This window comes from Sphingobacterium sp. UBA7855 (genome assembly GCA_002500745.1).
Classification (GTDB): Bacteria; Bacteroidota; Bacteroidia; order Sphingobacteriales; family Sphingobacteriaceae; genus Sphingobacterium.
Genome location: DLST01000007.1, coordinates 213,212 through 236,943 on the forward strand (window position 1 = coordinate 213,212; position 23,732 = coordinate 236,943).

The window sequence follows — 23,732 nt, forward strand, 5'->3', positions numbered from 1 at the left end:
GTCGGCTGCTTTAAATAACGAACGAAATTCCACACCGATGAGAAGAATAGTATATCTGTGCTTTTTGCTCGTTCTTGCGGCAAATGCACTCTGTCAGCAACAACAGCATCGAAGTCCTACTGTCACCGATAAATTAGCTTGGTGGTCGGCAGCCCGATTTGGGCTATTTATACATTGGGGATTGTATGCCCAAACCGCGGGCGACTGGAATGGCAGGCCTACACGCGGTGGTGAACATTTTATGTTGTACGAGAAGATTCCGCTCCACAGGTACGCACAAATTGCCAAAGATTTTAAGCCGACTTGTTTTGATGCCGATAGCTGGGTAAAAGCAGCAAAAGACGCAGGCATGAAATACATAGTCATTACGGCCAAGCACCACGACGGATTTGCCATGTTCCGTTCCCCAAGTAGTGACTATAATATCGTGCAGCAAACGCCCTGGCAAAGGGATCCGATGCAGGATCTGGCTGCGGCCTGCAAAAAATATGATATGAAATTGGGCTTCTACTATTCGCTGGGCCGTGACTGGGCCGACCCAGATGTGCCAACCAATTGGCCGACCAGAGGGGGCAGAAGCAACTCATGGGATTATCCGGACGAGGATGCAAAGGACTTGACGAAATATATAGCGCGTAAAGTAAAACCTCAGTTGCGCGAACTACTGACGCAATATGGCCCTATTGGTCTCATCTGGTTTGACACGCCTGAACTTTTCAGCAAAAGACAGAGCGAGGACATCCGAAGTTTTATAAATGATCTACAACCGCAATGTATCGTGAATAGCCGGATCGGGAATAATTTAGGCGACTATACGGTGGTGGAGCAGTCATTGGTCAGTAAAGCAACTGAAAACTGGGAAGCCTGTATTACCATGAGTGCCAATTGGGGGTATAACCGGCATGATACGATCTGGAAAAGCCCGGAGATATTGGTGCGAAACCTGGTTGAAGTGGTGAGTAAAGGAGGTAACTTACTATTGAACGTGGGACCAAAAGGTGATGGTACCTTTCCGCCAGAAAGCATAGCGCGCTTAAGGAGCATCGGCGATTGGATGGCTATGAATGGGGAAGCGATCTATGGATCCCGGACGTGGAAGGTCAGCGGCGAAGGAAACCTGCTTATTGGTGAACAGGAACAGCTTCTTACAGGGCAAACTGCTGGAAAACAAGTTGATGATAAAATGGATATCAAAGATGCTGTAAATGATGCAACCTCGAAAGAGGTGGTCCCCGATATCCGCTTCACAGCAAAAGATAATTGTGTCTATGTATTTATTAGAAGTCCAAACACCCGGTTTGCGATGATCAAGAGCCTGGCCGCAGGGCAGGCTAAAATCGATAAAATCTCCTTGCTGGGCAGTCGGGAAAATATACCATGGACACAGCATGCTGCAGCATTGCAGGTGCCCATACCTCAGACGAACAACGGAAATATACCAGTGTATGTATATAAGGTTGCACTAGTAAACTAAACCTCTTGTATTATGTAAATAATCTAACGATAAACTGATGAAAAAAAACTTTTTAAACGGATTTATTCTTGCTTTGATCGTAAGCTCCTGCTCCAGTCCCTTGGAGGATCCTGCGCTTGACACTGTAGGTAAAAATATAAATAAGCGTGCGGCAATAGGCAAAGCCAGCCTCGTGGGATCAGCTATGGTGACTGCCGGCATGACACTGGCCCAGATCAATGCAGTGATTGCAGGGACAACTGCTGGCGATACGGTATGGGTGGAAGCCGGGACCTATCACATCGATGGAGTGCTGGTTATGAAGCCGGGCATTACGATGATGAAAAGCGGAACGGTCAATCCTGTATTTGATGCGCGCTCATCGACGGCGCAGCTGTTTCGGCAAAACTACAGTGCGGCGGCAATTGCTAATTGTACTTTTTCGGGAATCACATTCTGGAACTTGACCTTCTACATCAATAATGCTTCGAACGTAACTTTCAAATGGTGTATCTTTGACTATGGTGTCAAGAAAGCAGGTAGCAACAAGTCAAATGATCTGCACGACGCTTATATACGCCTGCTTGGAACAGATCAAGCTACTATCAGCAATTGTGTGTTTGCCCGCAGGCAGGGTCATAGTGGCAGAGGAGTATGGAATGGATCAGGCAGTACAAACAGCAAGATAATCAATAACACATTTGGCAATGGTGGCACCACAGGGTACTTTATTACGGCTATAAACGACAATTCGAAAAGTAATAGCCTGATTGCCGGTAATACCATCATGCGAAATGAATCTTTTAATAGTGAAGATGCCAATACCGACCACGGTATTTATGCGCATAGTTTCAATGGCCTTACCATACAGCACAATGTAATTAAAGGCTGGCCGGCCAACGGCAGTGGAGGGGCTATTAAAGCGAGAAATGGGCAGAACTTAGTGATTAATGCCAATCAAATGCATACCTCGGGTGTATTATTGTATATCTATATCGAACCTTCTGCTTACCAGTTCCTCAAAAATGTACAGGTTACCAATAATAAAATCTATATAGATACACTGGTCGGTGGAATGTATGGTGGAATTGGATATTGGCGGCAGGCCGGCGTAACGGGCCAGGAGGAATCGTTCCTGATTTCGGATAATGAGATGCCCAACGGGTCGATCAGCATATCGGGTTCGAATGGATTTAGCAACGCACAGTTTAACATGGGGGGCGGGGGCGTCTTTAATAATGATCTGCATATGCCATTTTTGTCCCTGGCAGCGGGGATCAATCAGTCCGGCAACTATTAGTCTTTTTTATTTTTATCGCCGTCATTATCTCTGTCATAAAATTCGCGTGCTTTTTTGAGACCGGTTGCGATAGCGATACCGTCGTCTGTCCCTTCGGCCAATATCGCATTAGCGATCTCGATGGCTTTTTTGCGGATTTTAGCTGGCTGATTTTTATAAGATGTTGGGTAATCTTTGCTGCTCCAGGGCATAGTTCCTCCTTTTTTAGGAAGGAACAATTGTGGGTAATGGATCGTTTGATGAAGGTAGTGGTTTAAGGCTGTAAAAGCTGATTCCTTTTTACGTAGGGGAAGAGCTTTGCGTTTTGTTTTTTGGATAAGGGGCGAAATCCATCATAAACAAAAAAAGCTCATCGTATGATGAGCTTTTTTTGTACCTAGGGCGGGAATCGAACCCGCACTCCCTTAACGGGAACAGGATTTTAAGTCCTGCGTGTCTACCAGTTCCACCACCTAGGCAGGTGAGCGAAAAACGAGATTCGAACTCGCGACCCCAACCTTGGCAAGGTTGTGCTCTACCAACTGAGCTATTTTCGCATTGGAATTATTATTCTTTCAATCGGTCAGAACATTGCGTTCTTCCTTTTCGGTGGTGCCAGCTGGATTCGAACCAGCGACACAAGGATTTTCAGTCCTTTGCTCTACCAACTGAGCTATGGCACCTTTTCAACGTAAGCTGTTTGCCTTATTGATGATGCAAATATAGACGGATTATTTGAATTACAAAAGTCAAAAGTGCTTTTTTTTGCGTTTAAACGCCAACCTGCTGATTTTTAAGTAAAAAAAATAAGGGGCTATCCGAATGGAATAGCCCCTGTATAGTTGGTTGACGCAGTTGATTACGACAATTTACCAACTTCTAAGACCAAATCAACAATTTTGTTTGAATAACCCCACTCGTTGTCGTACCAAGATACCACTTTAACGAAGTTGTCATTTAATGAAATTCCAGCTTTAGCATCGAAGATTGATGTACGTGCATCACCTAAGAAATCTGAAGAAACAACTTCGTCTTCAGTATAACCCAAGATACCTTTCAATTCACCTTCAGAAGCTTCTTTCATTGCAGCTTTGATGTCTTCGTATGAAGCACCTTTGTTTAAACGTACTGTCAAGTCAACAACTGAAACGTCTGCTGTAGGAACACGCAATGACATACCTGTCAATTTACCTTTCAATTCTGGAAGAACCAAACCTACTGCTTTAGCAGCACCTGTAGATGAAGGGATGATGTTTTGGTATGCACCACGGCCACCTCTCCAGTCTTTTACTGAAGGACCATCCACTGTCTTTTGTGTTGCAGTTACGGCGTGAACTGTAGTCATCAAACCTTCAACGATACCGAATTTATCATTCAATACTTTAGCGATAGGCGCTAAACAGTTTGTTGTACATGAAGCGTTTGACACGATGTTCTGATCAGCTTTCAATTCTTTATGGTTAACACCCATGACAAAAGTAGGGGTGTCGTCTTTTGCTGGAGCAGACATCACCACTTTCTTAGCACCTGCGTCGATATGTTTTTGAGCCAACTCTTGAGTCAAGAAGAAACCTGTAGATTCGATGATCACTTCAGCACCTACTTCATTCCATTTCAAGTTTGCTGGATCTTTCTCAGCTGTAACGCGAATAGTTTTTCCGTTAACAACCAAATTACCGTCTTTTACTTCTACAGAACCGTCAAATTTGCCATGTGTTGAATCATATTTCAACATATAAGCCATATAGTCTGGTTCAACTAAGTCATTGATACCAACAATTTCAATTTCTGGACGATTGATTGCTGCTCTGAATGCTAAACGACCAATACGGCCAAATCCGTTAATTCCAATTTTCATATTCTTAATTTTTATTGATATAATATTTAATTAAATTGTGTATTGGTTCTTTTACTACAGATCCAATACTGATATTAAATTCTTCTGTGGCAACTTCCCGGAGGATGTTCTCATAATTGAACGCTACTGAACCCGTAAAGTTTACATCACTGTCGGGATATTCTTTCATTAGCGGTTTGATGTAAGTTTTTATAAACGTGCGGAGCCCGTTTTTAACCAGCTGATTGATGAATAAATGATCTTTGTTATCGAGGACAAAATCAGTGAAGGAATTTAGAAAATTTGTCGGTTGAGGTGCAAAATACACCCGCTCCAAAATCATTTTCTTATCGACATTAAATTGTCTTTCCAACTTGTCCCGAAGATCTATAGGAAGAGACTCCGTCATATAATGTTTGAGCAGCTGTTGGCTGTTCCAATTTGTCGCCCCCTCATCGGCTAGGATGTAACCTAGGCCATAGTTGTTATCAATGATTTTTTTTCCTGTATAATAAGCTGCATTCGATCCACTGCCTATAATCCCAATGATGCCCTTTTCGTCGCCAAACGTAGAAATCGCCGAAGCGATTACATCATGGTCTACGCGCACACGAGCGTTGACAAAAAAACGTTCTAAGACATTCTTTATTTTATCCTTGCGCTCCTTGGACGATGACCCCGCACCAAAAAAATAAATCCGCTTTATTTTCTCGGCGTTGTTGATCAGATTGGTGTTCTTGTGCAGGTGCTGTAGTATGGAACGCTCATCTTGAAGATAGGGATTGATCCCGTTCATGCGAAAACCAGTGGTTACACGGCCTTTATCGGCCAATCTCCAGTCCGAAAATCGCGATCCACTATATACTACTGCTATCATGTCTGTTCAATTTATGATTATAAAATCTCAGCCATTTCCAATAAATCAGGGCTAAGTTTGATTTCCTTATTGCTGATTGCTTCTTCAATTGGAGTTGTCTGGATTTCATTGCCACGGAGTCCAACAGTAACACGTGTATTCCCTGCCAACAATTCATTGACAGCAGCAAAACCCAATCGACTAGCAAGCACGCGGTCGAAACTCGTTGGAGCACCACCACGCTGCAAATGCCCTAATATACTAACTTTCGTGTCGTAATGATCAAACTTTTCCTTTACTTTTTTCGCTACATAATATGCTCCACCGTTTTGGTCGCCCTCAGCAACAATAACGATAGAGGATGATTTCTTCTTAATCGCCCCATCTTCCAGGTGGCGGATCAGATCGTCAATAGCCGTTTCTTTTTCAGGAAGTAAAATCGCTTCGGCTCCGCCTGCAATACCGGCATTTAAAGCGATGCAGCCTGAGTCTCTACCCATTACCTCCACAAAGAAAAGACGTTCATGCGAAGCAGCCGTATCTCTGATTTTATCAATGGCTTCGATAACAGTATTATTGGCCGTATCATACCCAATGGTATAATCCGAGCCATACAAATCGTTGTCTATTGTTCCGGGTATGCCGACAACAGGAATGTCAAATTCTTTGGAAAAAAAGTTTGCACCTGTAAAAGATCCATCACCGCCGATCACCACCAAAGCTTCAATACCGGCAGCTTTAAGATTGTCGTAGCCTTTTTGACGACCTTCCGGCGTTTTGAACTCCATGCAGCGCGCCGTTTTCAATATTGTACCACCACGTTGGATGATATTGCTGACCGAGCGCGTATCCATTTCTATAAAATTGGCATCGATCATGCCTTGATAACCTTGGTAAATACCAGTTACTTCTAATCCTTTATGTAATGCTGTACGAACTACAGCACGTATACAGGCATTCATGCCAGGAGCATCACCTCCAGATGTTAAAACGCCTATTTTTTTAATTTCTTTTATCACACGCAATATTTTAGGTGATACGAATATAAGATTTTTATAGTGTATATTCTACACTTTGAGTAAATTTTTCAATATTTTTTTGCGCATCACGTTTAGGAAGCGTATAATTGTTACAGATAACCCGAAGATTAGTAACCGCTAAATTTAGCTCAGTATATTGCACATAAATTGATTTAGAAGTTTTGTATAGTAATTTTACCGTAGACTGTGTCATATTAGGCTTTCACGAAGGAGAATTAAAAGTTCTTCTGGCCGAAAGAAATGAATATCCTTTTAAGGATTGGTGGGCATTGCCAGGCTTTTTCGTGGACAACGATGAAGAGATGGAAGATGCCGTGAAGCGGATTTTGTATGAAAATACAGGGTTAAAAGATGTCTTTATGGATCAGCTCCATTCCTTTGCCGGTTTAAAAAGGCACCCAAAGGGAAGAATTTTGACCGTGGCTTATTACGCACTCATTCAATTGGATAATACCAAACTAAAAACTAAGCCTGTTACAAATTACATGAAACAGGCCAAATGGTTTCCTGTTCGTAATGTACCCGAACTAGCCTTTGACCACAAGCAGATTTTGGACCTCTGTCTGGAAAGATTGCAGCGCCGACTCGCTTATAAGCCTATCGCTTTTGAATTGCTTCCCGAAAAATTTACCCTCACCCAGCTACAGCTGGTCTATGAGGGAATATTGAATAAACAACTCGATAAGCGCAATTTTAGAAAGAAAATGCAAAACTATGGGTTCCTAAAAGAACTCGACGAGGTACAGACCGGGGTGGCGTATCGCGCAGCACGGCTCTATAAATTGGACAAAAGGAAGTTCCTAAAACATTTTCAGAATACGGTCGCGTTTTGATTGAACGATTTATCATATTAAAGGCAAACTTGTAAAGTTTGCCTTTTTTGTTGTCAGCTCAATATCAAAATTATTACAATTTCAAAATATATTTTGTACAGCATGTTACTTTTTATATTTTTGAACAATTTCTGATAAAAGTCAGAAAGTTGAAAGGAATTTTTTGAAGAATGGAAGATAGAAAAGATCAAATCATCGAGGCGGCGATACGACGCTTTATGCATTACGGTTTTAGTAAGACTACGATGAATGAAATTGCGGAGGATATAAAAATTACTAAGGCGAATTTGTATTACTATTATTCAGAGAAGAATGCATTGATACGCGATGTGATTGTGCGTTTGACAGATGAGTATAGGGAAGAGGAAGAAAGGATGGCGGATGCACATCAAGGCACAACGTACGAACTGATCATCAAGGTTTTGGAGCTACGTGATGCTTTTGTGCGGAAATACTACATGTTGCACATGAACGAAAATCTGGAATGGATAAAGGGACTTTCGATGCAGGATTTTTTTCAGTGCCTGCATGACCGGGATGTGAAGGCATTATTTGAGATTTTACAGGTAGGTGCCGAAAAGGGCGAAATCGATGGGGAACATCTCTATGAAACTGCCGAGATATATGTGGAATTGATGAAGAGTCTCTCGCTGATGTGCAATATTTCGGATATCATTTCGGGCATACCAAACCAGGATCGTTTTGATGAAGTATTGCAAAAGCAAAAGTTGGCTACCAAGCTTTTTTTTAACGGTATAGGTAAAAAGTAGATATAAAATTAGGATAAACAAATTAGGAATGAAAACAATCAGAATACTAGCCAGCCTTTTATTAGGTACGATGGTTTTCCAAAGTCATGCACAACAACAGTTAACCTTAAGTGATGCCATTAAATTTGCGTTACAAAATAAGGCGGATGCAAAAAAGGCAGGTCTTGATGTCGTCAATGCCGAGCATAAAATTGCGGAAGTTAAGTCAGGAGCATTACCACAGGTGAATTTTAACGGTGGAATTACCTACAACCCGATGATCCAAAAAGTTGCATTACCCGGGGAAATCGTCGGTCAGCCCGGAACAACCGTGATGGCGGCTTTTGGACAAAAATGGCAATCTACTAATACCATCAGTTTAAACCAACAGCTGTTTAACCAGACGGTATTTACGGGGCTGAAAGCCGCAAAAACCACCCGCGAATTTTATGTGATCAATAAGACCTTGACCGATGAGCAACTGATCGAGAAAGTGGCGAATAGTTATTATGATGTTTACCAATCTAAATTACAGTTAAAAACGGTTGAGAACAACCTGGAAAGTACCACCAAAACAAGGGATGTAATCGAAGGCTTGGTCAAAAACGGATTGGCAAAAAAAATTGACCTGGATCGTACCAATGTTTCCGTAACCAACTTGAAAGCGTCCAGGCAACAGCTGATCAATGCGGTGGAACTGAAAGAAAATGCACTGAAATTTGTGATTGGCATGTCCATGACCGAGCAAATTACAATGCCTAGTTCAACTTTTGAAACCGTTGCATTGGATGCAATATATGATCCGCTTGATGTGTCGAGTAGAACAGAAATTCAGGTGCTGTCAAAACAGAATGAATTGCTTGAACTAAATAAAAAGGCAGAGATCTCCAAATATTATCCGACGCTTTCGTTGACAGCGAATTATGGAAGACAGGGATTGGGACCTGTATTTCCGATATTTTCTAAGGCACAGGGGGTAAATTGGTCTGGCTTTTCTGGCATCGGACTAAACCTTACGGTTCCTATTTTTAACGGTTTCCTTACACGATCCAAAGTGCGTCAGGCGCAGATTGATATCGATAAACTGCAGATCGATATTGCCGACACCAAGCTGGCCTTGAATATGGCGGCTGAGAACTCACGGGTACAGATCAAAAACTCCTTATTGACAATCGAATCGAACCGTAAAAATGTTGATCTGGCAAAATCAGTCTTAGATGATACCAACAACAATTATAAAAATGGACTAGCGACATTGACTGATCTGCTGGATGCTGAAAATGCGTATGCAGATGCGCAAAATAATTTAAATACTTCTTTGCTGGATTATAAAATTGCTGAGGTGCAGCTGATCAAAGCGAATGGAAAACTTAAATCATTGATTAACGAATAATTGACTAATACAATATGAAACGCGGAATTATTACCCTACTTATTATTGCTGCTGGCTTAGCAGGAATATTTTTTGTGTTAAATAAAAATAAAAAGAAAAATGAAGCTGAAACAGCGGAGGTTGCCAAGAAGAATGCAGCAATCGCTGTACGTATCGATACAGCGAAAGTGTCTTCCATGGATTTACGCTATACCGCAAATGGCACCTTCTCGCCCAAACAGGAAGTAACTGTTTCGGCTCAAACTGCCGGCAGAGTTGTGAGAGTATTGGTGGATGAAGGTTCGCGTGTGAGCGCCGGGCAGACCTTGGCGATCATTGAAGGCGATAAGCTGAATGTCAATGTAGCCAATGCCCAAGCCGCATATACCAATGCGCAGGCCGATCTGCAACGCTTTGAAAGTGCTTACTCAACAGGGGGGGTGACCAAACAACAGTTGGATCAGGTAAAATTACAGTTTGAGAATGCGAAGAATAACCTACAGGCTTCCAAATTGAATGCAGGCGACGTGACCATCAAAACATCGGTGTCTGGTATTGTCAATGCGCGTAAAATCGAACCAGGTACTTACCTGAATATTGGAGCTCCGGCCTTTGATATCGTCAATGTGGCGACGTTGAAATTGCGTGTTAACGTTGATGAAAAGAACGTTGCAACGTTAAAGATCGGTCAGTCTGTGGATGTGAGTGCAAGTGTGTATGCCGATGAGCGCTTTACAGGAAAGATAACGTTTATAGCCCCCAAATCGGACGGTAGCTTAAATTTTCCGGTAGAGATAGAGGTCAACAATGCATCAAACAAATTGCGTGCAGGTATGTACGGCACAGCCATCTTTGGTGAGGGTGTTGCCACCAACACCTTGATCGTGCCGCGCAATGCTTTTGTAGGTAGTGTGAGCGACAACAAGATTTTTGTGCTTAAAAATGGTAAAGCAATTGAAACAACGGTCAAATCGGGTAGAAACTTTGGTGATTACATCGAGATTTTAGGTGGTTTGCAAGATGGTGATCAGGTGATTGTATCGGGTCAGATCAATTTATTTGACCAAAGCCCTGTAGAAATTATTAAATAGAGAATACTGTAATCAATAGCCGATGAAACGCTGTCTTTGCACGGCTATTTAAAATAAAATATTCTAATGAAAATTACCGAAATATCGATAAAACGCCCCAGTATCATTATCGTATTATTTATAATACTGACATTGGGTGGGTTGTTTTCTTATACGCAATTGGGCTACGAACTGGTCCCTAAGTTTGAAATTAACGTAATCACGGTACAAACAATCTATCCGGGGGCATCGCCTGCGGAAGTGGAAAGTTCGGTCACCAAGAAGATAGAAGATGCAATCTCTTCGTTGGAAAGTATCAAAAAGGTGGAGTCGACCTCGCTCGAAGGGGTTTCGATTGTGATGGTTACCCTGAATAACGGTGCAGATGTCAACTTCCTCCTGACAGATGCCCAGCGAAAAATCAACGCTGTCGTCAACGATTTGCCGGACGATGTGAAGACGCCTTCGCTCTCCAAATTCTCATTTGATGACGTGGCAATCATGAGTCTGGCCGTTACATCCAACTTGTCAGAGAAAGAGCTTTACGACTTATTGGACAATAAAATACAACCGGTCTTTGCCCGTATCAACGGGGTTGCCAAGGTGGACATGATCGGTGGGGAGGAACGCGAAATACAGATTTCTGTAGATCCCAAAAAAATTGAAGGCTATGGACTCACAATTTCGCAGGTGCAACAAACGATTGCATCGTCCAACCTGGATTTTCCTACAGGTAACGTCAGTACCCGCGACAACCGTACAACGATTCGTCTTGCAGGTAAAGTAACCTCTATCGAAGAATTGCGCAATCTGCCTATCACTACGCCTGCAGGCGTGCAGATCTATCTGCGCGATATCGCCGATGTACAGGATGGTATCAAAGAGATTGAAAAGGTGGCACGTTTGGACCGCCAAAACACGATTTTGCTCCAGGTATTTAAACAGTCTGATGCGAATGCCGTGGCTGTCTCTGAGGCCGTAAAGAAAGTGATCGCTGTGCGTGATAAAGATGGAAAGGTGATTAGTGGGGTAGAGAAAGATTATGCGGCACAGAATATTAAAATTCTGGTGGCCAATGACTCTTCTGATTTTACCTTGAATGCGGCTGATAACGTTATCCACGATTTGATGATCGCCATTGCTTTGGTGGGTTTTATCATGCTTTTCTTCCTGCAAAGTTTGCGTAATGCTGCCATTACCATGGTAGCGATCCCGCTCTCCTTGATTGCAACTTTTATCGGTTTGCTACTGATGGGGTATACCTTAAATCTCATGTCCTTACTGGGATTGTCGCTGGTGGTAGGTATCTTGGTGGATGATGCGATCGTAGTGATCGAAAACATTCACCGCCATATGGAGATGGGGAAAAATAAAGTACGCGCAGCGTATGATGGGGCGTCTGAAATTGGATTTACGGTAACGGCAATCACCTTGGTCATTGTCGTCGTGTTCCTTCCAATCGCCATGTCAACGGGATTGGTGGCCAATATCCTTGCACAGTTCTGTGTGACTGTCATCATCTCGACGCTATTGTCCTTATTGGTATCCTTTACGGTCGTACCGTGGTTGTATTCACGCTTCGGTAAATTGGAGCATCTAAGCAAGAAGTCGCTGTTTGGTCGTGTTATCCATGGTTTTGAAAGTGGTCTGAACAGCTTTACACATTGGGTTGCCGGTTTGTTAACCTGGTCATTAAAAAATGTCAAAACCAAATTGGCGACTTTAGGTTTAGCGATCGGTTTACTTATTGCATCATTCGCACTCGTGGTAAAAGGTTATATCGGTTCCGATTTCTTTCCGAGTGTAGACCGGAAAGAATTTTTTATCCAGCTGGAACTCGATAAGGATGCTTCTTTGGAAAAGACGAACTTGTTAACACAGAAAGCGGAGGCCTATATTACGGCGAAGCCAGATGTCAAGGAAATCATTACGACAGTTGGTCAGTCCTCAGACGGAATGGCGTCGACAACAGGCTCGCGTTATAAATCGGAGATCCATGTGATTCTCGACAAAGAAAATTTTGAAGGCAACTCACAGGTGTATTCAGCGACTTTAAAACGCGAACTGGAAAATAAGCTGATCGGTGCCAAGATCAAAACGGTAAACGTAGGTATCATGGGAGCGGAACAAGCACCATTGAAATTGACCATTATTGGTGCCTCGGTTGAAGATGCCCAGGAATTTGCTGAGAAAGCAGCAGATCTATTGCGTAAAATTCCAGGATCTGCGGGGGTTAAGTTGACTTCCGAAGCGGGTAATCCGGAGATCAATGTGAAGATAGACCGCGATAAAATGACTTCGTTGGGATTGAACGTATCTACCGTAGGTATGACCATGCAGACAGCATTCTCCGGTAATACGGATAATAAATATAGAGCAGGGGACAACGAGTACGACATCAACATACGCTATAACGAAAGTGGTCGTGCAACAATCGACAATGTGCGAGCCCTTAAATTTATCAACAATAATGGTGCTTCCATTTCATTGGATCAATTTGCTGAAGTGACGTATGGCTCTGGACCTACTTTGTTAGAACGACGCGACAAGTCGCCAGCCGTATCTATTCAGGGGCAGGTTATCGGTAGACCGATGGGTACTGTCGCTCAAGAGTGGCAGGCGCAGTTTGAGAAATTGCCGCGTAAACCGGGAATTGTATTTGTATGGGGTGGTAATATGGAAAATCAAACTGAAGGTTTCGGTACATTGGGAATTGCTTTGTTAGCATCCATCATACTAGTATACCTTGTTATGGTCGCACTGTACGACAGTTTTATCACGCCGTTTGTCGTGTTATTCTCAATTCCATTGTCGTTTATTGGTGCATTGTTGTTCCTGGCATTGGGAAATCAGACCTTGAACATCTTTACTATTTTGGGTATTATCATGTTGATTGGTCTAGTTGCTAAAAATGCGATCATGCTCGTCGATTTTGCCAATCACCGTAAGGAAGCCGGCGATAATACTCATGACGCTTTAGTGGCTGCCAACCATGCGCGTCTTCGTCCGATCCTGATGACGACAATTGCGATGGTTTTCGGTATGATCCCTATTGCAATCGCTACAGGCGATGGTGCAGATATGAACAGAGGGCTCGCTATTGTCATCATCGGTGGTCTATTGTCCTCCCTATTCTTGACGTTAGTTGTAGTACCCGTGGTGTACTCCATTTTTGATAGTCTTCAACGTCGTTTTGGAAAGAAAGAGAAGACTGACTATGAAGCCTTGATAAAGGAAGATTATGACCATGTGGACGTGGCAGAACATTAAAAAATAAGTAAATCTAATAGCCAAAAAAGGCGGTTAACATATGTTAACCGCCTTTTTTGTATTAATTTTAGGTTAATCAATCGATTGCATAAATATTTTTTATTACATTGCGTCGCATTAACAAAATATACACTTAAAATTGAGACAAGCATGTGTGGAATTGTAGGATACACAGGTTATCGTCAGGCGTACGGTATCGTCATTGACGGATTGAAAAAGTTAGAATACCGTGGATATGACAGTGCTGGGGTGGCATTGCATAAAGGTGATCAGATCGATGTTTACAAAAAGACAGGTAAGGTCGCAAACCTAGAAGAATTTGTGTTTGGTCACGATCTCCAATCCACTACAGCTATCGGCCATACACGTTGGGCAACACACGGTGAGCCTTCGGACAGAAATGCACACCCCCATTATTCGAATAGTGGACGCATAGCCATGATCCATAACGGGATTATCGAAAACTACGCTTCTTTGAAGTCGGAGTTGATCAACAAAGGATACACATTTAAGAGCGATACGGATACAGAGGTGCTCGTCAATTTTATTGAAGAGATTCAATCTCAGAACGAATGCTCGCTAGAAGAAGCTATTCGTATTGCCTTGAAACGGGTAGTAGGCGCTTATGTGATCCTCGTATTGGAGGCGGGTCATCCAGATCGTATTATTGCAGCGCGCAAAGGAAGTCCTTTAGTTATCGGTATCGGTAAAAATGAGCATTTTTTGGGTTCAGATGCTTCGCCGATGCTGGCCTATACCAAAGAGGTGGTATACATCAACGATTACGAATTGGCGATCATTACGCCAGATGAGCTGATCTTAAAAAATCTGGGTAACGAGCGCATCACACCGTACGTTCAAAAATTAGATTTGGAATTGTCAGCGATAGAGAAAGGCGGTTATGACCACTTTATGCTAAAGGAAATATTTGAACAGCCCGATACTATTTTTGACTCCATGCGTGGTCGCCTAGACCTGCAGTCACATCAGATTACCCTGAGCGGTATCGAAAAGTTTGCAAATGAAATCAGCAATACCAACCGCATTGTGATTGTCGCTTGTGGAACAAGCTGGCACGCCGGACTTATCGCAGAGTATATTATTGAGGAACTGTGCCGAATTAATGTCGAGGTCGAATATGCTTCGGAATTCCGCTACCGTAATCCGGTTATCCATCCTGGAGATGTAATTTTGGCCATCTCTCAAAGTGGGGAGACTGCTGATACGTTAGTCGCTTTGGAAAATGCCAAAAAACAAGGTGCTATTATTTTAGGTGTCGTCAATGTGGTGGGATCTTCTATTGCCCGTCTTTCGGATGCTGGTGCCTATACCCACGCAGGCCCTGAAATCGGTGTGGCAAGTACCAAAGCGTTTACGGCACAGCTAACAGTACTAAACCTCATTGCTTTAAAAATCGCTTCGTTAAAGGGTTCCATCAGCGACGAACGTTACCAGACACTTGCTCAGGAATTAAATGAAGTTCCGAAGAAAGTAGAATGGATCTTGGATACGCAGGTGGAGAAAATCAAGCAGATTGCCAGTAAGTACAAAGATGCCCGCGACTTCCTATTCTTAGGTAGGGGATATAACTTTCCGGTTGCCCTCGAAGGTGCCCTGAAGTTGAAGGAAATTTCATATATCCATGCCGAAGGTTACCCGGCAGCAGAAATGAAACACGGTCCTATCGCGTTGGTAGATGAGAACTTACCAGTTGTATTTATTGCCACTAAAGATGCTTATCACGAAAAGATTGTATCGAATATCCAGGAGATCAAAGCACGTAAGGGCAAAATTATCTCGGTTGTCACCCAAGGCGATACTGTCTCTGAGAACTTATCGGATGATTTTATGGAAATACCGGCAGCCGATGAAATCATTGCGCCATTGATTTCTGTTGTGCCATTGCAACTCCTGTCGTATTATATTGGCGTCGAGCTAGGGTTGGATGTGGATAAACCACGTAACTTAGCTAAGTCCGTAACTGTAGAGTAAGGAGGCTGATGAGTATATTGAAGAAAAAACCTTTGGAACAGTTGGGATATGGATTTATCCCGGCTGAATTTATTCCAGCAGGACAGGACGAATATACCCTTCGTTTTCAACAAAATCCGCGGAATGACTTTCGGGATCTGACCGATGAAGAGGTTGAGCAGCTAATCAAAAACGGCAACTGGTCCAGCGACTGGTCCAAAGTTAAAGTATCGGCGGTCTTTGATCCAAATCAGATCCAGCATTGTAAATTCTATGGTCTGGTCCGTATCGGAAATCTGAGCCCAAGTTACCTGGACTACCGCAATTTGAAATTGCCTATAGGCCTGTATCATTCGACGATCGTAAGTTCGGATTTTGGCGACGATGTTGCTGTCCACCACGTGGGTTTTCTGTCTTACTTTATCGTTGGTAATGAGGTGCTGTTAAGCCAGATTAAGGAAATGGAAACAGGCAGTACAGCGAAATTTGGCAATGGTATTCTCCGGGATGGAGAAGAGCCCGAAAAGCGCATACAACTGGAGCTCTGCAATGAAAATGGTGCCCGCTCGGTCTATCCTTTTGATGGCATGCAGTCTGCAGACGTGTACCTCTGGACCCGCAATCGACAGGATGTTGCGCTGCAAAAGCGCTTTGGAGAATTAACTGATCAAAAGTTTGGCAGTCAACGTGGCTTTTACAGTCAGATCGGCGACCGTTGTGTCATCAAAAATACCTTCACGATCAAAAATGTAAAGATCGGAACCGATGCTTATATCAAAGGGGTCAGCAAACTGAAAAATGTGACGGTAAATTCCTCGCAGGAATCGTTTACGCAGATTGGCGAAGGCTGTGAGCTTGTCAATGGTATCATAGGCTACGGCTGCCGCATATTTTACGGTGTTAAAGCGGTACGTTTTATCTTGGCGTCCTATTCGCAGTTAAAGTACGGCGCCCGTCTGATCAACTCTTATCTGGGAGACAACTCCACGATTTCCTGTTGTGAAGTATTAAATTCTTTGATCTTCCCGGCACATGAGCAGCACCATAACAATTCTTTTTTATGTGCGGCGCTTGTAATGGGCCAAAGTAATATGGCTGCCGGAGCTACGGTAGGATCCAATCACAACTCCAGAGCAGCGGACGGTGAAATTATCGCGGGACGTGGTTTTTGGCCCGGACTCTGTGTCAGTTTAAAACACAACTCCAGATTTGCATCGTATTGTCTCATTGTCAAAGGAGATTTTCTGCACGAATTGGACATTAGATTGCCTTTTACGTTGGTGAGCAATGATGTGCAGCATGATCAGCTGGTGTTGATTCCGGGCTATTGGTTTATGTACAATATGTACGCGCTGGTGCGTAATGCCAATAAATATGAGGCCAGGGATAACCGGCATTTCAAAAACCAATATTTTGAATACGATATGTTGGCACCGGATACGGTGAATGAAATGTTTGAAGGAATGGATCTGTTGGCTTTGGCTGTTGCAGATAGTCTTCATACGGCAGCAGGTAAGGATGTGCAAGAACGTATTATTGCCGGTCGTGCACTGCTCGCCAACAATATGGATCTTAAGAATCAGACCATCGTGCTCCAAGGAGCAGAGAATTCCCGAAGACCTACCGTGATTCAGAAAGTTGGTGAGGCGTATCATTTGTATCGTTCTTTTATCAAATATTACGGTGTGTTGAATCTGATGGATGCTTTGGAGGACGGTCTTTCGCTACAGGACATCATTGAATCCTTAGCGGATAAGGCGCGTACAAGCTGGCAGAATATTGGTGGACAGTTGATCGAAAGCAATGCGTTGCAAGCTTTTCTGAATGATATTAAGTCTAAAAAAATAGATTCTTGGGATGAAGTCCACGAATTCTATCATGATAAAAGTAAAACTTATGCCTTGGATAAACGTGAACATGCGCTCTTGTCTTTAATGGAGATTCTAAATTTAGAAGGGATGGCTTTATCAGCGGATAAAATTGTATCTTTGTTGGATCAGGCACTCGGACACCGAGTCTGGATTGGTGAACAGATTTACAAATCGCGCGCTAAAGACTACAAAAATCCATTCAAAAACATGGTGTATGCCAATGATGAAGAACGTGATATTGTGGTCGGAAAGCTGGAGGAGAATTCCTTTATCAATCAACAACAAAAAGAATTAGAGACATTTAAGATAAGGGTTGCTAATTTGAAAGGGCAATTTTAAAAGAAAGGCTTCCGCTCGGAAGCCTTTTCTTTTTTGAACTCCGCACGGCCTGAAGAAGATCTACACGGCCTGAAGAAGCTCCACACCGCCCGAAAATCCACACTGCCCCCGAGCATGCGTTACAGTTCTTTAATCATTAATCTTATCCAGCGGTTTGCGTTTATTCTCTTTGATCTGTTTAAAGTGACTCGGTGTAAGTCCGGTAACCTTTTTAAATTGATTACTTAAATAAGCAACACTGGAGTAATTGAGTTTGTAAGCAATTTCACTCAGCGTGAGTTCGTCGTAAACCAATAACTCCTTGACATATTCAATTTTCTGCCCAATGAAGTATTTTTCAATGGTCATGCCTTCCACGTCTGAAAAAAGATTGGAGATGTAGTTGTAGTCGTGATGCACTTGCTTACTGATAATTTCGGAAAGATTGAGGTTAGTATCATTATGCTGATTGCGGATAAGATCCAATACAACATGTTTGACCTGCTCGATGATGACCGTTCTTTTATCGTCAATCAGCTCAAAGCCAAGGCTGGAGAAAGTGGAAGCAAGTTGCTCGGTCTCCGCTTTGGTTAGCTCTTCATCGATTTCAACCTGACCCAAGGAAATATGTTTGATATGAAGATTGAGCTTGGTCAGTTCACTTTCAACGACCATAATGCACCGATTGCACACCATATTCTTTATCGCAAGTTTCATATGTAAATTATTTTAAATACAAGTTACCCATGTAAACCCAAAAATCGATAATTTATTGGACTTGGGGTTGTAAGATTTAGAGAATATCTTGTAGTATTTTTTAAAGCGTTACGGTTTGATTTCAATTGGAGTGCCTATTGGAACGGCTTTAAAAAGTTCGTCAATTTCCGAGTTCGTAAGCGCGATACAACCTAAAGTCCAGTCCATGTGCCGCTGCAACTTGCCGATAAAGCCCATACCATTTCTGAGGCCATGTATCTTAATGTCGCCGCCGGCTTCCTTTCCTAGGCCTTTGGCGTGGGCTACATCTGCTTGATTGGGATAGGAGACCCCAAGGTTTTTGTGGTAATCGCTATATTGATTTTTATCGTTGATTGTATAGAGACCCTCCGGTGTTTTCAAGTCGCCTTCAAACTGTTTGGCACCGATAGGTTGTCTACCCAGTGAAATCCGGTAAGTTTTTAAAAGCCTTCCATCACTGTACGCTAGTAACGACCTTTTTGATTTGTAGACGACAAGCTTGTCGACTTTAGCGTCGTTCCCTAATGTAGGTTCCGGATAGCTGTTGTAGCCCCACAGGCCAAGAGCAAAAAGGATAAAGATAGCGATAACCGTTTTTAATACTATTTTACGTTTTTTTTGTCGCTTCATCTTTGTGGCGTTTTAAAAGTGTATTAAAGGGTAAACGAAGTGCCTGGCACTGCGCTGGCACTTCGTTTATTTTTATGCTTGAGGTTTTCGGAAGATAAAGTAAAATCCGACCAATATGAAAGGTATACTCAATAACTGACCCATGTTTAAAGCCATACTTTGCTCGAAAGCTTCCTGGTCGATTTTAAAATGTTCTAGAATTATACGCGCGCCAAACAGTAGGACCATAAAAATCCCGAATAGCTGACCTCGCTGACGATTGGGATTTGATTTAAATAGGGAGCCGATGATGATAAAGATCAAAATATAAGCGATAGCTTCATAAAGCTGTCCGGGATGACGGGGTATATTGTCTACACGTTCGAAGACAATAGCCCAAGGAAGATCACTGGGGGTTCCAATAATTTCGGAATTAAAGAAATTTCCAATCCGGATAAGTGCGCCGGCAATAGGGACAACGACGACGAGTCGGTCTGCAAGCCACAGAAAATCGGTTTTCGTTTTTCTGCAAAATAAATAAAGAGCGACAAGAATCCCCATGGCTCCGCCATGGGAAGCTAGGCCTGCAAAGCCTGTGATATGGAACCCTGTATTATCCCACCTGAACGGTAGGAAAATCTCCAGGATATGATCTTTATAATATTCAAAATCGTAAAACAGGCAGTGTCCTAATCGTGCTCCGATTAATGTGCCCAGAAAAATATAAATTGATAGTTGATCGAGCTGCTCCTGTGTACGGCCTTCTTTTTTGAAAATACGCAACATGATGACGTACGAAACAAAAAATGCCAATAGCCAGCACAGTGCATAATAACGCAGGGCAAAGGCGCCGAAGTTGAACATTTCAGGGTCTATATTCCAATGTATTGCACTTAGTATTGAATTCATAAATTTTATAGCTGTTTAAATTACTTTGGAGTAAAGATAAGCTTTAATCTCATTTTTTTGGGGTATAATTTACTTAAACAGGAGAACACACTCATGGCGTTTGTTATTTCAGGTAGGTAGGCCTTCTTTCTGTTATTATTTTCCAAAAAACATTTTTACTTTTGCAATTCATTGAAATTTTCATATTTTGACGAAAGTAAATAGAAAAGGAAAAGATGGCAGAAAAAAACAAGAAAAAAGAGCCGAAACACAATACGATTGTGACTAAAGATTCGCTTTCATTTTTTGAAAAATATATCAACAACGCTTCTCCGACAGGATTTGAGTGGGATGGACAGCGTTTATGGCTGGATTATTTAAAGCCTTATGTCGACGAGACATTTGTAGACAACTACGGTACTGCCGTGGGCGTAATTAATCCGAAGGCGGAGTACAAAGTGGTGATAGAGGCTCACGCTGATGAGATTTCTTGGTTTGTCAATTATATAACAAAAGACGGGTTGATCTATGTGATACGCAACGGTGGTTCGGATCACCAGATAGCACCCTCGAAGCGCGTAAATATTCATACGGAAAACGGTATCGTCAAAGCCGTATTTGGCTGGCCGGCTATTCATACACGTTCGGGCGAGAAAGAGGAGAACCCGACATTAAAAAATATCTTTTTGGATTGCGGTTGCAGTACCAAAGAGGAGGTCGAAGCATTGGGTATCCATGTTGGTTGTGTGATCACTTATGAAGATACATTCTCTGTCCTGAATGATCGTTACTACGTCGGACGTGCGATGGACAATCGGGCAGGTGGCTTTATGATCGCTGAGGTGGCACGGTTGTTAAAAGAGAATAAAAAGAAATTGCCATTTGGATTATATATCGTAAATTCGGTGCAGGAAGAAATTGGTTTACGTGGAGCAGAAATGATCGCAGACCGGATCAAACCGAATGTCGCTATCGTTACCGATGTAACGCATGATACGCAGACTCCGATGATTAATAAGATCACGCAAGGAGACCTGTTCTCAGGAAAAGGCCCGGTATTATCGTATGCTCCAGCTGTGCAGATCAACTTAAATAAGCTGTTGGTGAAGGTTGCTGAAAAGAACAATATACCTTTCCAGCGTCAGGCTTCTTCCCGTTTTACTGGAACGGACACAGACGCATTCGCCTATAGTAATGGTGGTGTACCGTCGGCGTTGATTTCTTTGCCACTGCGCTATATGCACACCACAGTAGAAATGGTTCATAAAGAGGATGTCGACAATGTGATCAGACTGATCTATGAAACATTATTGAATATAGAGAATGGACAGGACTTTAGAACATTTACAAAGTAGAATTTAGAATATATTAACTTATCATTAGAATTATTATGGAAAATAACCAAAATCAAAACGAATTGAGCATCGAGTTGACAGAAGAAGTAGCAGAAGGAATCTACTCAAATCTTGCGATTATCACTCACTCTAATACTGAATTTGTGGTTGACTTTATCCGTGTGATGCCAGGAGTGCCAAAAGCAAAAGTGAAATCAAGAATCGTTTTGACTCCGGAGCATGCGAAACGCTTGTTAGGTGCATTGGTTGATAACGTGAATCGTTTCGAAGCATTGAACGGTCCGATCAAAATGGATGTAGGTGCTGCTGAACAACCTCAACAAGGTGGTGACCCTACTGTAGCATTTCCTTTTGGAACTCCACAAGGTCAAGCATAGTTGATAAAAACTATCCCTGAGATATAAAAAGCGTCAATGATCCCATTGGCGCTTTTTTTTGTTTGTAATTTGATGATTACTGTTGTTACGCTCTTAAAAACGTGCTTCAAAATGTAATATAGCAACGTTTTATCGATCCTGCTGACATCCTATCGTACCTAATCTTTTCGGATTTTCTCGATATGAACGAACTTATGTATTTAAAAGTTGTTATCTATGGATGCTGGCCCTTTTGTGCATGCGGCATACCCGGTATATTACCTATGGATAGCCCTTGCGTCAGGCCTTTACATTTACTAAATTTAACAAACTAATTTCAAAAAGGAGAATGATATGGATATTCAAGTGCGGAACTTGACAAAGAAGGATTATGTTGATTTGAAAAAATCGATGGAACAGGCATATGATGGTGTAGGTGAAACCTGGTCGAAGGAGAATATTCAGGACCTGATCGATTTATTTCCAGAAGGACAATTATGTGTGGAGATTGATGGACATGTTGTCGCCTGTGCCCTGTCCATTATTCTGAATTCAAAAAAGAATAATATCTACGATAGCTATTATGAGATTATTGATAATGGCAAGTTTACCAAGCATAGTGATGATGGCGATACCCTCTATGGGATAGAAGTGTTTGTACATCCCAGTCATCGGGCTCTTCGGCTTGGACGCCGGCTTTATGATGCACGCAAGGAGCTGTGCGAACAGATGAACCTCAAGGGTATCATTGCTGGCGGTCGGATACCCAATTACCACAATTATGCGGATAAAATGAGTCCGCGGGTGTACATTGAGAAGGTCAAACGCAAGGAAATTTTCGATCCTACATTAACTTTTCAGCTTTCAAATGATTTTCACGTCAAGAAAATCCTCAAGCATTATCTGCCTGAAGATGCTGAATCGATGGAGTTTGCGACGCTCCTCGAGTGGAACAATATTTATTATGAGGCCGAGACGCGATCGATTTCGACAACAAAGCAAACCATCCGTCTGGGATTGGTTCAATGGCAGATGCGCTTATTTGATAATCTGGACGCATTTTACGATCAGATTGAATTCTTTGTGGATACCGTAAGTGATTATGGAACCGATTTTATTATGTTTCCCGAGTTTTTCAATACGCCGCTCATGAGCCCGTACAACGATCTTCCGGAGCGTTTGGCAATGGAGAGGCTTGCGCAGCACACGTCGGAGATTATTGATCGCATTCAGCAATTTGCCGTTTCCTATAACGTTAACATTATTGCAGGCTCTATGCCTTTGGTAGAAAATAAAAAACTCTACAATGTTTCTTACCTCTGCCATCGCAATGGCAAACTAGATCAGTTTAAGAAAATCCATATTACACCTAACGAATTTAAATACTACGGTATGGTCGGAGGGAGTGAAGTAAAGGTTTTTGATACCGACTGTGGTAAGGTAGGGTTGTTAATCTGCTACGATGTCGAATTCCCTGAGTTGAGCCGAATTTTGGCAGACCAGGGCATGCAGATTCTTTTTGTTCCCTTTATGACTGATACACAAAATGGTTATATCCGTGTACGTACCTGTGCGCAGGCCAGAGCGATAGAAAACGAGTGTTACGTAGCTATCGCTGGTTCTGTGGGCAATTTGCCGCGTGTAAACAATATGGATATTCAGTACTCGCAGTCTGCTGTCTTTACGCCTTCAGACTTTGCCTTTCCGAATAATGCCATAAAAGCGGAGGCAACCCCAAATGCCGAAATGGTACTGATCGCCGACGTTGATCTGTATGCGCTTCGGGATCTACATGAATATGGTACCGTTAAAATTAAGAAGGATCGGCGTAAGGACCTGTATGAAGTAAAACTGCTCAAGTAATTTT

The 23,732-nt window shown here is 42.5% G+C and carries 19 protein-coding genes and 3 tRNA genes; 12 read left to right on the plus strand and 10 right to left on the minus strand.

All coding sequences use genetic code 11. The features are described 5' to 3' along the window. Window positions 1–37: 37 nt before the first annotated feature. On the plus strand, window positions 38–1,474 hold the full coding sequence (locus B2107_RS05770; protein WP_293953955.1) for an alpha-L-fucosidase: 1,437 nt from the start codon (window positions 38–40) through the stop codon (window positions 1,472–1,474). A gap of 37 nt (window positions 1,475–1,511) precedes the next feature. Next, entirely contained in the window at window positions 1,512–2,753 is a 1,242-nt protein-coding gene (locus B2107_RS05775) for a right-handed parallel beta-helix repeat-containing protein (RefSeq protein WP_293953957.1), read from the plus strand. On the opposite strand, the gene B2107_RS05780 is transcribed toward B2107_RS05775, so the two are convergent. From B2107_RS05780 to pfkA, 7 genes are all read right to left on the minus strand, one after another. Further along, window positions 2,750–2,944, minus strand: coding sequence for a hypothetical protein (locus B2107_RS05780; protein ID WP_293953959.1), 195 nt, complete (start codon window positions 2,942–2,944; stop codon window positions 2,750–2,752). The two genes, B2107_RS05775 and B2107_RS05780, sit on opposite strands and share 4 nt — an antisense overlap. Window positions 2,945–3,126: 182 nt before the next feature. Then, a tRNA-Leu gene (locus B2107_RS05785) sits at window positions 3,127–3,211 on the minus strand. A 5-nt stretch (window positions 3,212–3,216) separates the two neighbouring features. Next, a tRNA-Gly gene (locus B2107_RS05790) sits at window positions 3,217–3,289 on the minus strand. 53 nt (window positions 3,290–3,342) lie between these two features. Further along, window positions 3,343–3,415: transfer RNA gene (locus B2107_RS05795), tRNA-Phe, on the minus strand. 176 nt (window positions 3,416–3,591) lie between these two features. Further along, window positions 3,592–4,590: a type I glyceraldehyde-3-phosphate dehydrogenase gene (gene gap / locus B2107_RS05800; protein WP_293953961.1), complete on the minus strand. Its 999-nt coding sequence runs from the start codon at window positions 4,588–4,590 to the stop codon at window positions 3,592–3,594. 4 nt (window positions 4,591–4,594) lie between these two features. Beyond that, entirely contained in the window at window positions 4,595–5,446 is an 852-nt protein-coding gene (locus tag B2107_RS05805; RefSeq protein ID WP_293953963.1) for a hypothetical protein, read from the minus strand. 17 nt (window positions 5,447–5,463) lie between these two features. Beyond that, complete coding sequence (gene pfkA / locus B2107_RS05810) at window positions 5,464–6,441, minus strand: 6-phosphofructokinase (protein WP_409456554.1); 978 nt, start codon at window positions 6,439–6,441, stop codon at window positions 5,464–5,466. 185 nt (window positions 6,442–6,626) lie between these two features. Between pfkA and B2107_RS05815 the strand changes: the two genes are divergently transcribed. From B2107_RS05815 to B2107_RS05845, 7 genes are all read left to right on the plus strand, one after another. Next, complete coding sequence (locus B2107_RS05815) at window positions 6,627–7,298, plus strand: NUDIX hydrolase (protein WP_293953967.1); 672 nt, start codon at window positions 6,627–6,629, stop codon at window positions 7,296–7,298. Between the two features lie 170 nt (window positions 7,299–7,468). Then, entirely contained in the window at window positions 7,469–8,068 is a 600-nt protein-coding gene (locus B2107_RS05820) for a TetR/AcrR family transcriptional regulator (RefSeq protein WP_293953969.1), read from the plus strand. Between the two features lie 28 nt (window positions 8,069–8,096). Continuing rightward, on the plus strand, window positions 8,097–9,440 hold the full coding sequence (locus B2107_RS05825; RefSeq protein ID WP_293953971.1) for a TolC family protein: 1,344 nt from the start codon (window positions 8,097–8,099) through the stop codon (window positions 9,438–9,440). Between the two features lie 14 nt (window positions 9,441–9,454). Next, window positions 9,455–10,510, plus strand: coding sequence for an efflux RND transporter periplasmic adaptor subunit (locus B2107_RS05830; RefSeq protein WP_293953973.1), 1,056 nt, complete (start codon window positions 9,455–9,457; stop codon window positions 10,508–10,510). A gap of 66 nt (window positions 10,511–10,576) precedes the next feature. Then, window positions 10,577–13,759, plus strand: a complete 3,183-nt coding sequence (locus B2107_RS05835; protein ID WP_293953975.1) for an efflux RND transporter permease subunit — start codon at window positions 10,577–10,579, stop codon at window positions 13,757–13,759. Window positions 13,760–13,909: 150 nt separating this feature from the next. Next, window positions 13,910–15,751, plus strand: a complete 1,842-nt coding sequence (gene glmS, locus B2107_RS05840; RefSeq protein WP_293953977.1) for a glutamine--fructose-6-phosphate transaminase (isomerizing) — start codon at window positions 13,910–13,912, stop codon at window positions 15,749–15,751. Window positions 15,752–15,759: 8 nt separating this feature from the next. Then, window positions 15,760–17,940: a DUF4954 family protein gene (locus B2107_RS05845; protein WP_293953979.1), complete on the plus strand. Its 2,181-nt coding sequence runs from the start codon at window positions 15,760–15,762 to the stop codon at window positions 17,938–17,940. 129 nt (window positions 17,941–18,069) lie between these two features. Here B2107_RS05845 and B2107_RS05850 read toward each other — a convergent pair whose 3' ends face one another. The 3 genes from B2107_RS05850 to lgt all read right to left on the minus strand — a co-directional run bounded on the left by B2107_RS05850 (window position 18,070) and on the right by lgt (window position 20,175). After that, the gene (locus tag B2107_RS05850) at window positions 18,070–18,636 is read right to left on the minus strand and encodes a helix-turn-helix domain-containing protein (protein WP_293953981.1); all 567 of its coding nucleotides are present in this window, start codon (window positions 18,634–18,636) and stop codon (window positions 18,070–18,072) included. 108 nt (window positions 18,637–18,744) lie between these two features. Further along, window positions 18,745–19,287, minus strand: a complete 543-nt coding sequence (locus B2107_RS05855; protein ID WP_293953983.1) for a L,D-transpeptidase family protein — start codon at window positions 19,285–19,287, stop codon at window positions 18,745–18,747. Window positions 19,288–19,359: 72 nt separating this feature from the next. Then, complete coding sequence (gene lgt, locus B2107_RS05860) at window positions 19,360–20,175, minus strand: prolipoprotein diacylglyceryl transferase (RefSeq protein WP_293953985.1); 816 nt, start codon at window positions 20,173–20,175, stop codon at window positions 19,360–19,362. Window positions 20,176–20,390: 215 nt separating this feature from the next. Here lgt and B2107_RS05865 point away from each other — a divergent pair, with 215 nt between their 5' ends. The 3 genes from B2107_RS05865 to B2107_RS05875 all read left to right on the plus strand — a co-directional run bounded on the left by B2107_RS05865 (window position 20,391) and on the right by B2107_RS05875 (window position 23,728). Continuing rightward, on the plus strand, window positions 20,391–21,509 hold the full coding sequence (locus B2107_RS05865) for a M42 family metallopeptidase (protein ID WP_293953986.1): 1,119 nt from the start codon (window positions 20,391–20,393) through the stop codon (window positions 21,507–21,509). Between the two features lie 35 nt (window positions 21,510–21,544). After that, window positions 21,545–21,886, plus strand: a complete 342-nt coding sequence (locus B2107_RS05870) for a DUF3467 domain-containing protein (RefSeq protein ID WP_293888008.1) — start codon at window positions 21,545–21,547, stop codon at window positions 21,884–21,886. 333 nt (window positions 21,887–22,219) lie between these two features. Further along, on the plus strand, window positions 22,220–23,728 hold the full coding sequence (locus B2107_RS05875) for a carbon-nitrogen hydrolase family protein (protein WP_293953988.1): 1,509 nt from the start codon (window positions 22,220–22,222) through the stop codon (window positions 23,726–23,728). The last annotated feature ends 4 nt before the right edge of the window (window positions 23,729–23,732 follow it).

Coding starts and splice junctions, on each gene's coding strand:
- B2107_RS05855 (WP_293953983.1), bottom strand. CDS start 19,287: ATGAAGCGACAAAAAAAACGTAAAATAGTATTAAAAACGGTTATCGCT.
- B2107_RS05870 (WP_293888008.1), top strand. CDS start 21,545: ATGGAAAATAACCAAAATCAAAACGAATTGAGCATCGAGTTGACAGAA.
- lgt (WP_293953985.1), bottom strand. CDS start 20,175: ATGAATTCAATACTAAGTGCAATACATTGGAATATAGACCCTGAAATG.
- B2107_RS05820 (WP_293953969.1), top strand. CDS start 7,469: ATGGAAGATAGAAAAGATCAAATCATCGAGGCGGCGATACGACGCTTT.
- gap (WP_293953961.1), bottom strand. CDS start 4,590: ATGAAAATTGGAATTAACGGATTTGGCCGTATTGGTCGTTTAGCATTC.
- B2107_RS05780 (WP_293953959.1), bottom strand. CDS start 2,944: ATGCCCTGGAGCAGCAAAGATTACCCAACATCTTATAAAAATCAGCCA.
- B2107_RS05830 (WP_293953973.1), top strand. CDS start 9,455: ATGAAACGCGGAATTATTACCCTACTTATTATTGCTGCTGGCTTAGCA.
- B2107_RS05805 (WP_293953963.1), bottom strand. CDS start 5,446: ATGATAGCAGTAGTATATAGTGGATCGCGATTTTCGGACTGGAGATTG.
- B2107_RS05775 (WP_293953957.1), top strand. CDS start 1,512: ATGAAAAAAAACTTTTTAAACGGATTTATTCTTGCTTTGATCGTAAGC.
- B2107_RS05850 (WP_293953981.1), bottom strand. CDS start 18,636: ATGAAACTTGCGATAAAGAATATGGTGTGCAATCGGTGCATTATGGTC.
- B2107_RS05845 (WP_293953979.1), top strand. CDS start 15,760: ATGAGTATATTGAAGAAAAAACCTTTGGAACAGTTGGGATATGGATTT.
- B2107_RS05875 (WP_293953988.1), top strand. CDS start 22,220: ATGGATATTCAAGTGCGGAACTTGACAAAGAAGGATTATGTTGATTTG.
- B2107_RS05835 (WP_293953975.1), top strand. CDS start 10,577: ATGAAAATTACCGAAATATCGATAAAACGCCCCAGTATCATTATCGTA.
- B2107_RS05865 (WP_293953986.1), top strand. CDS start 20,391: ATGGCAGAAAAAAACAAGAAAAAAGAGCCGAAACACAATACGATTGTG.
- B2107_RS05825 (WP_293953971.1), top strand. CDS start 8,097: ATGAAAACAATCAGAATACTAGCCAGCCTTTTATTAGGTACGATGGTT.
- B2107_RS05770 (WP_293953955.1), top strand. CDS start 38: ATGAGAAGAATAGTATATCTGTGCTTTTTGCTCGTTCTTGCGGCAAAT.
- glmS (WP_293953977.1), top strand. CDS start 13,910: ATGTGTGGAATTGTAGGATACACAGGTTATCGTCAGGCGTACGGTATC.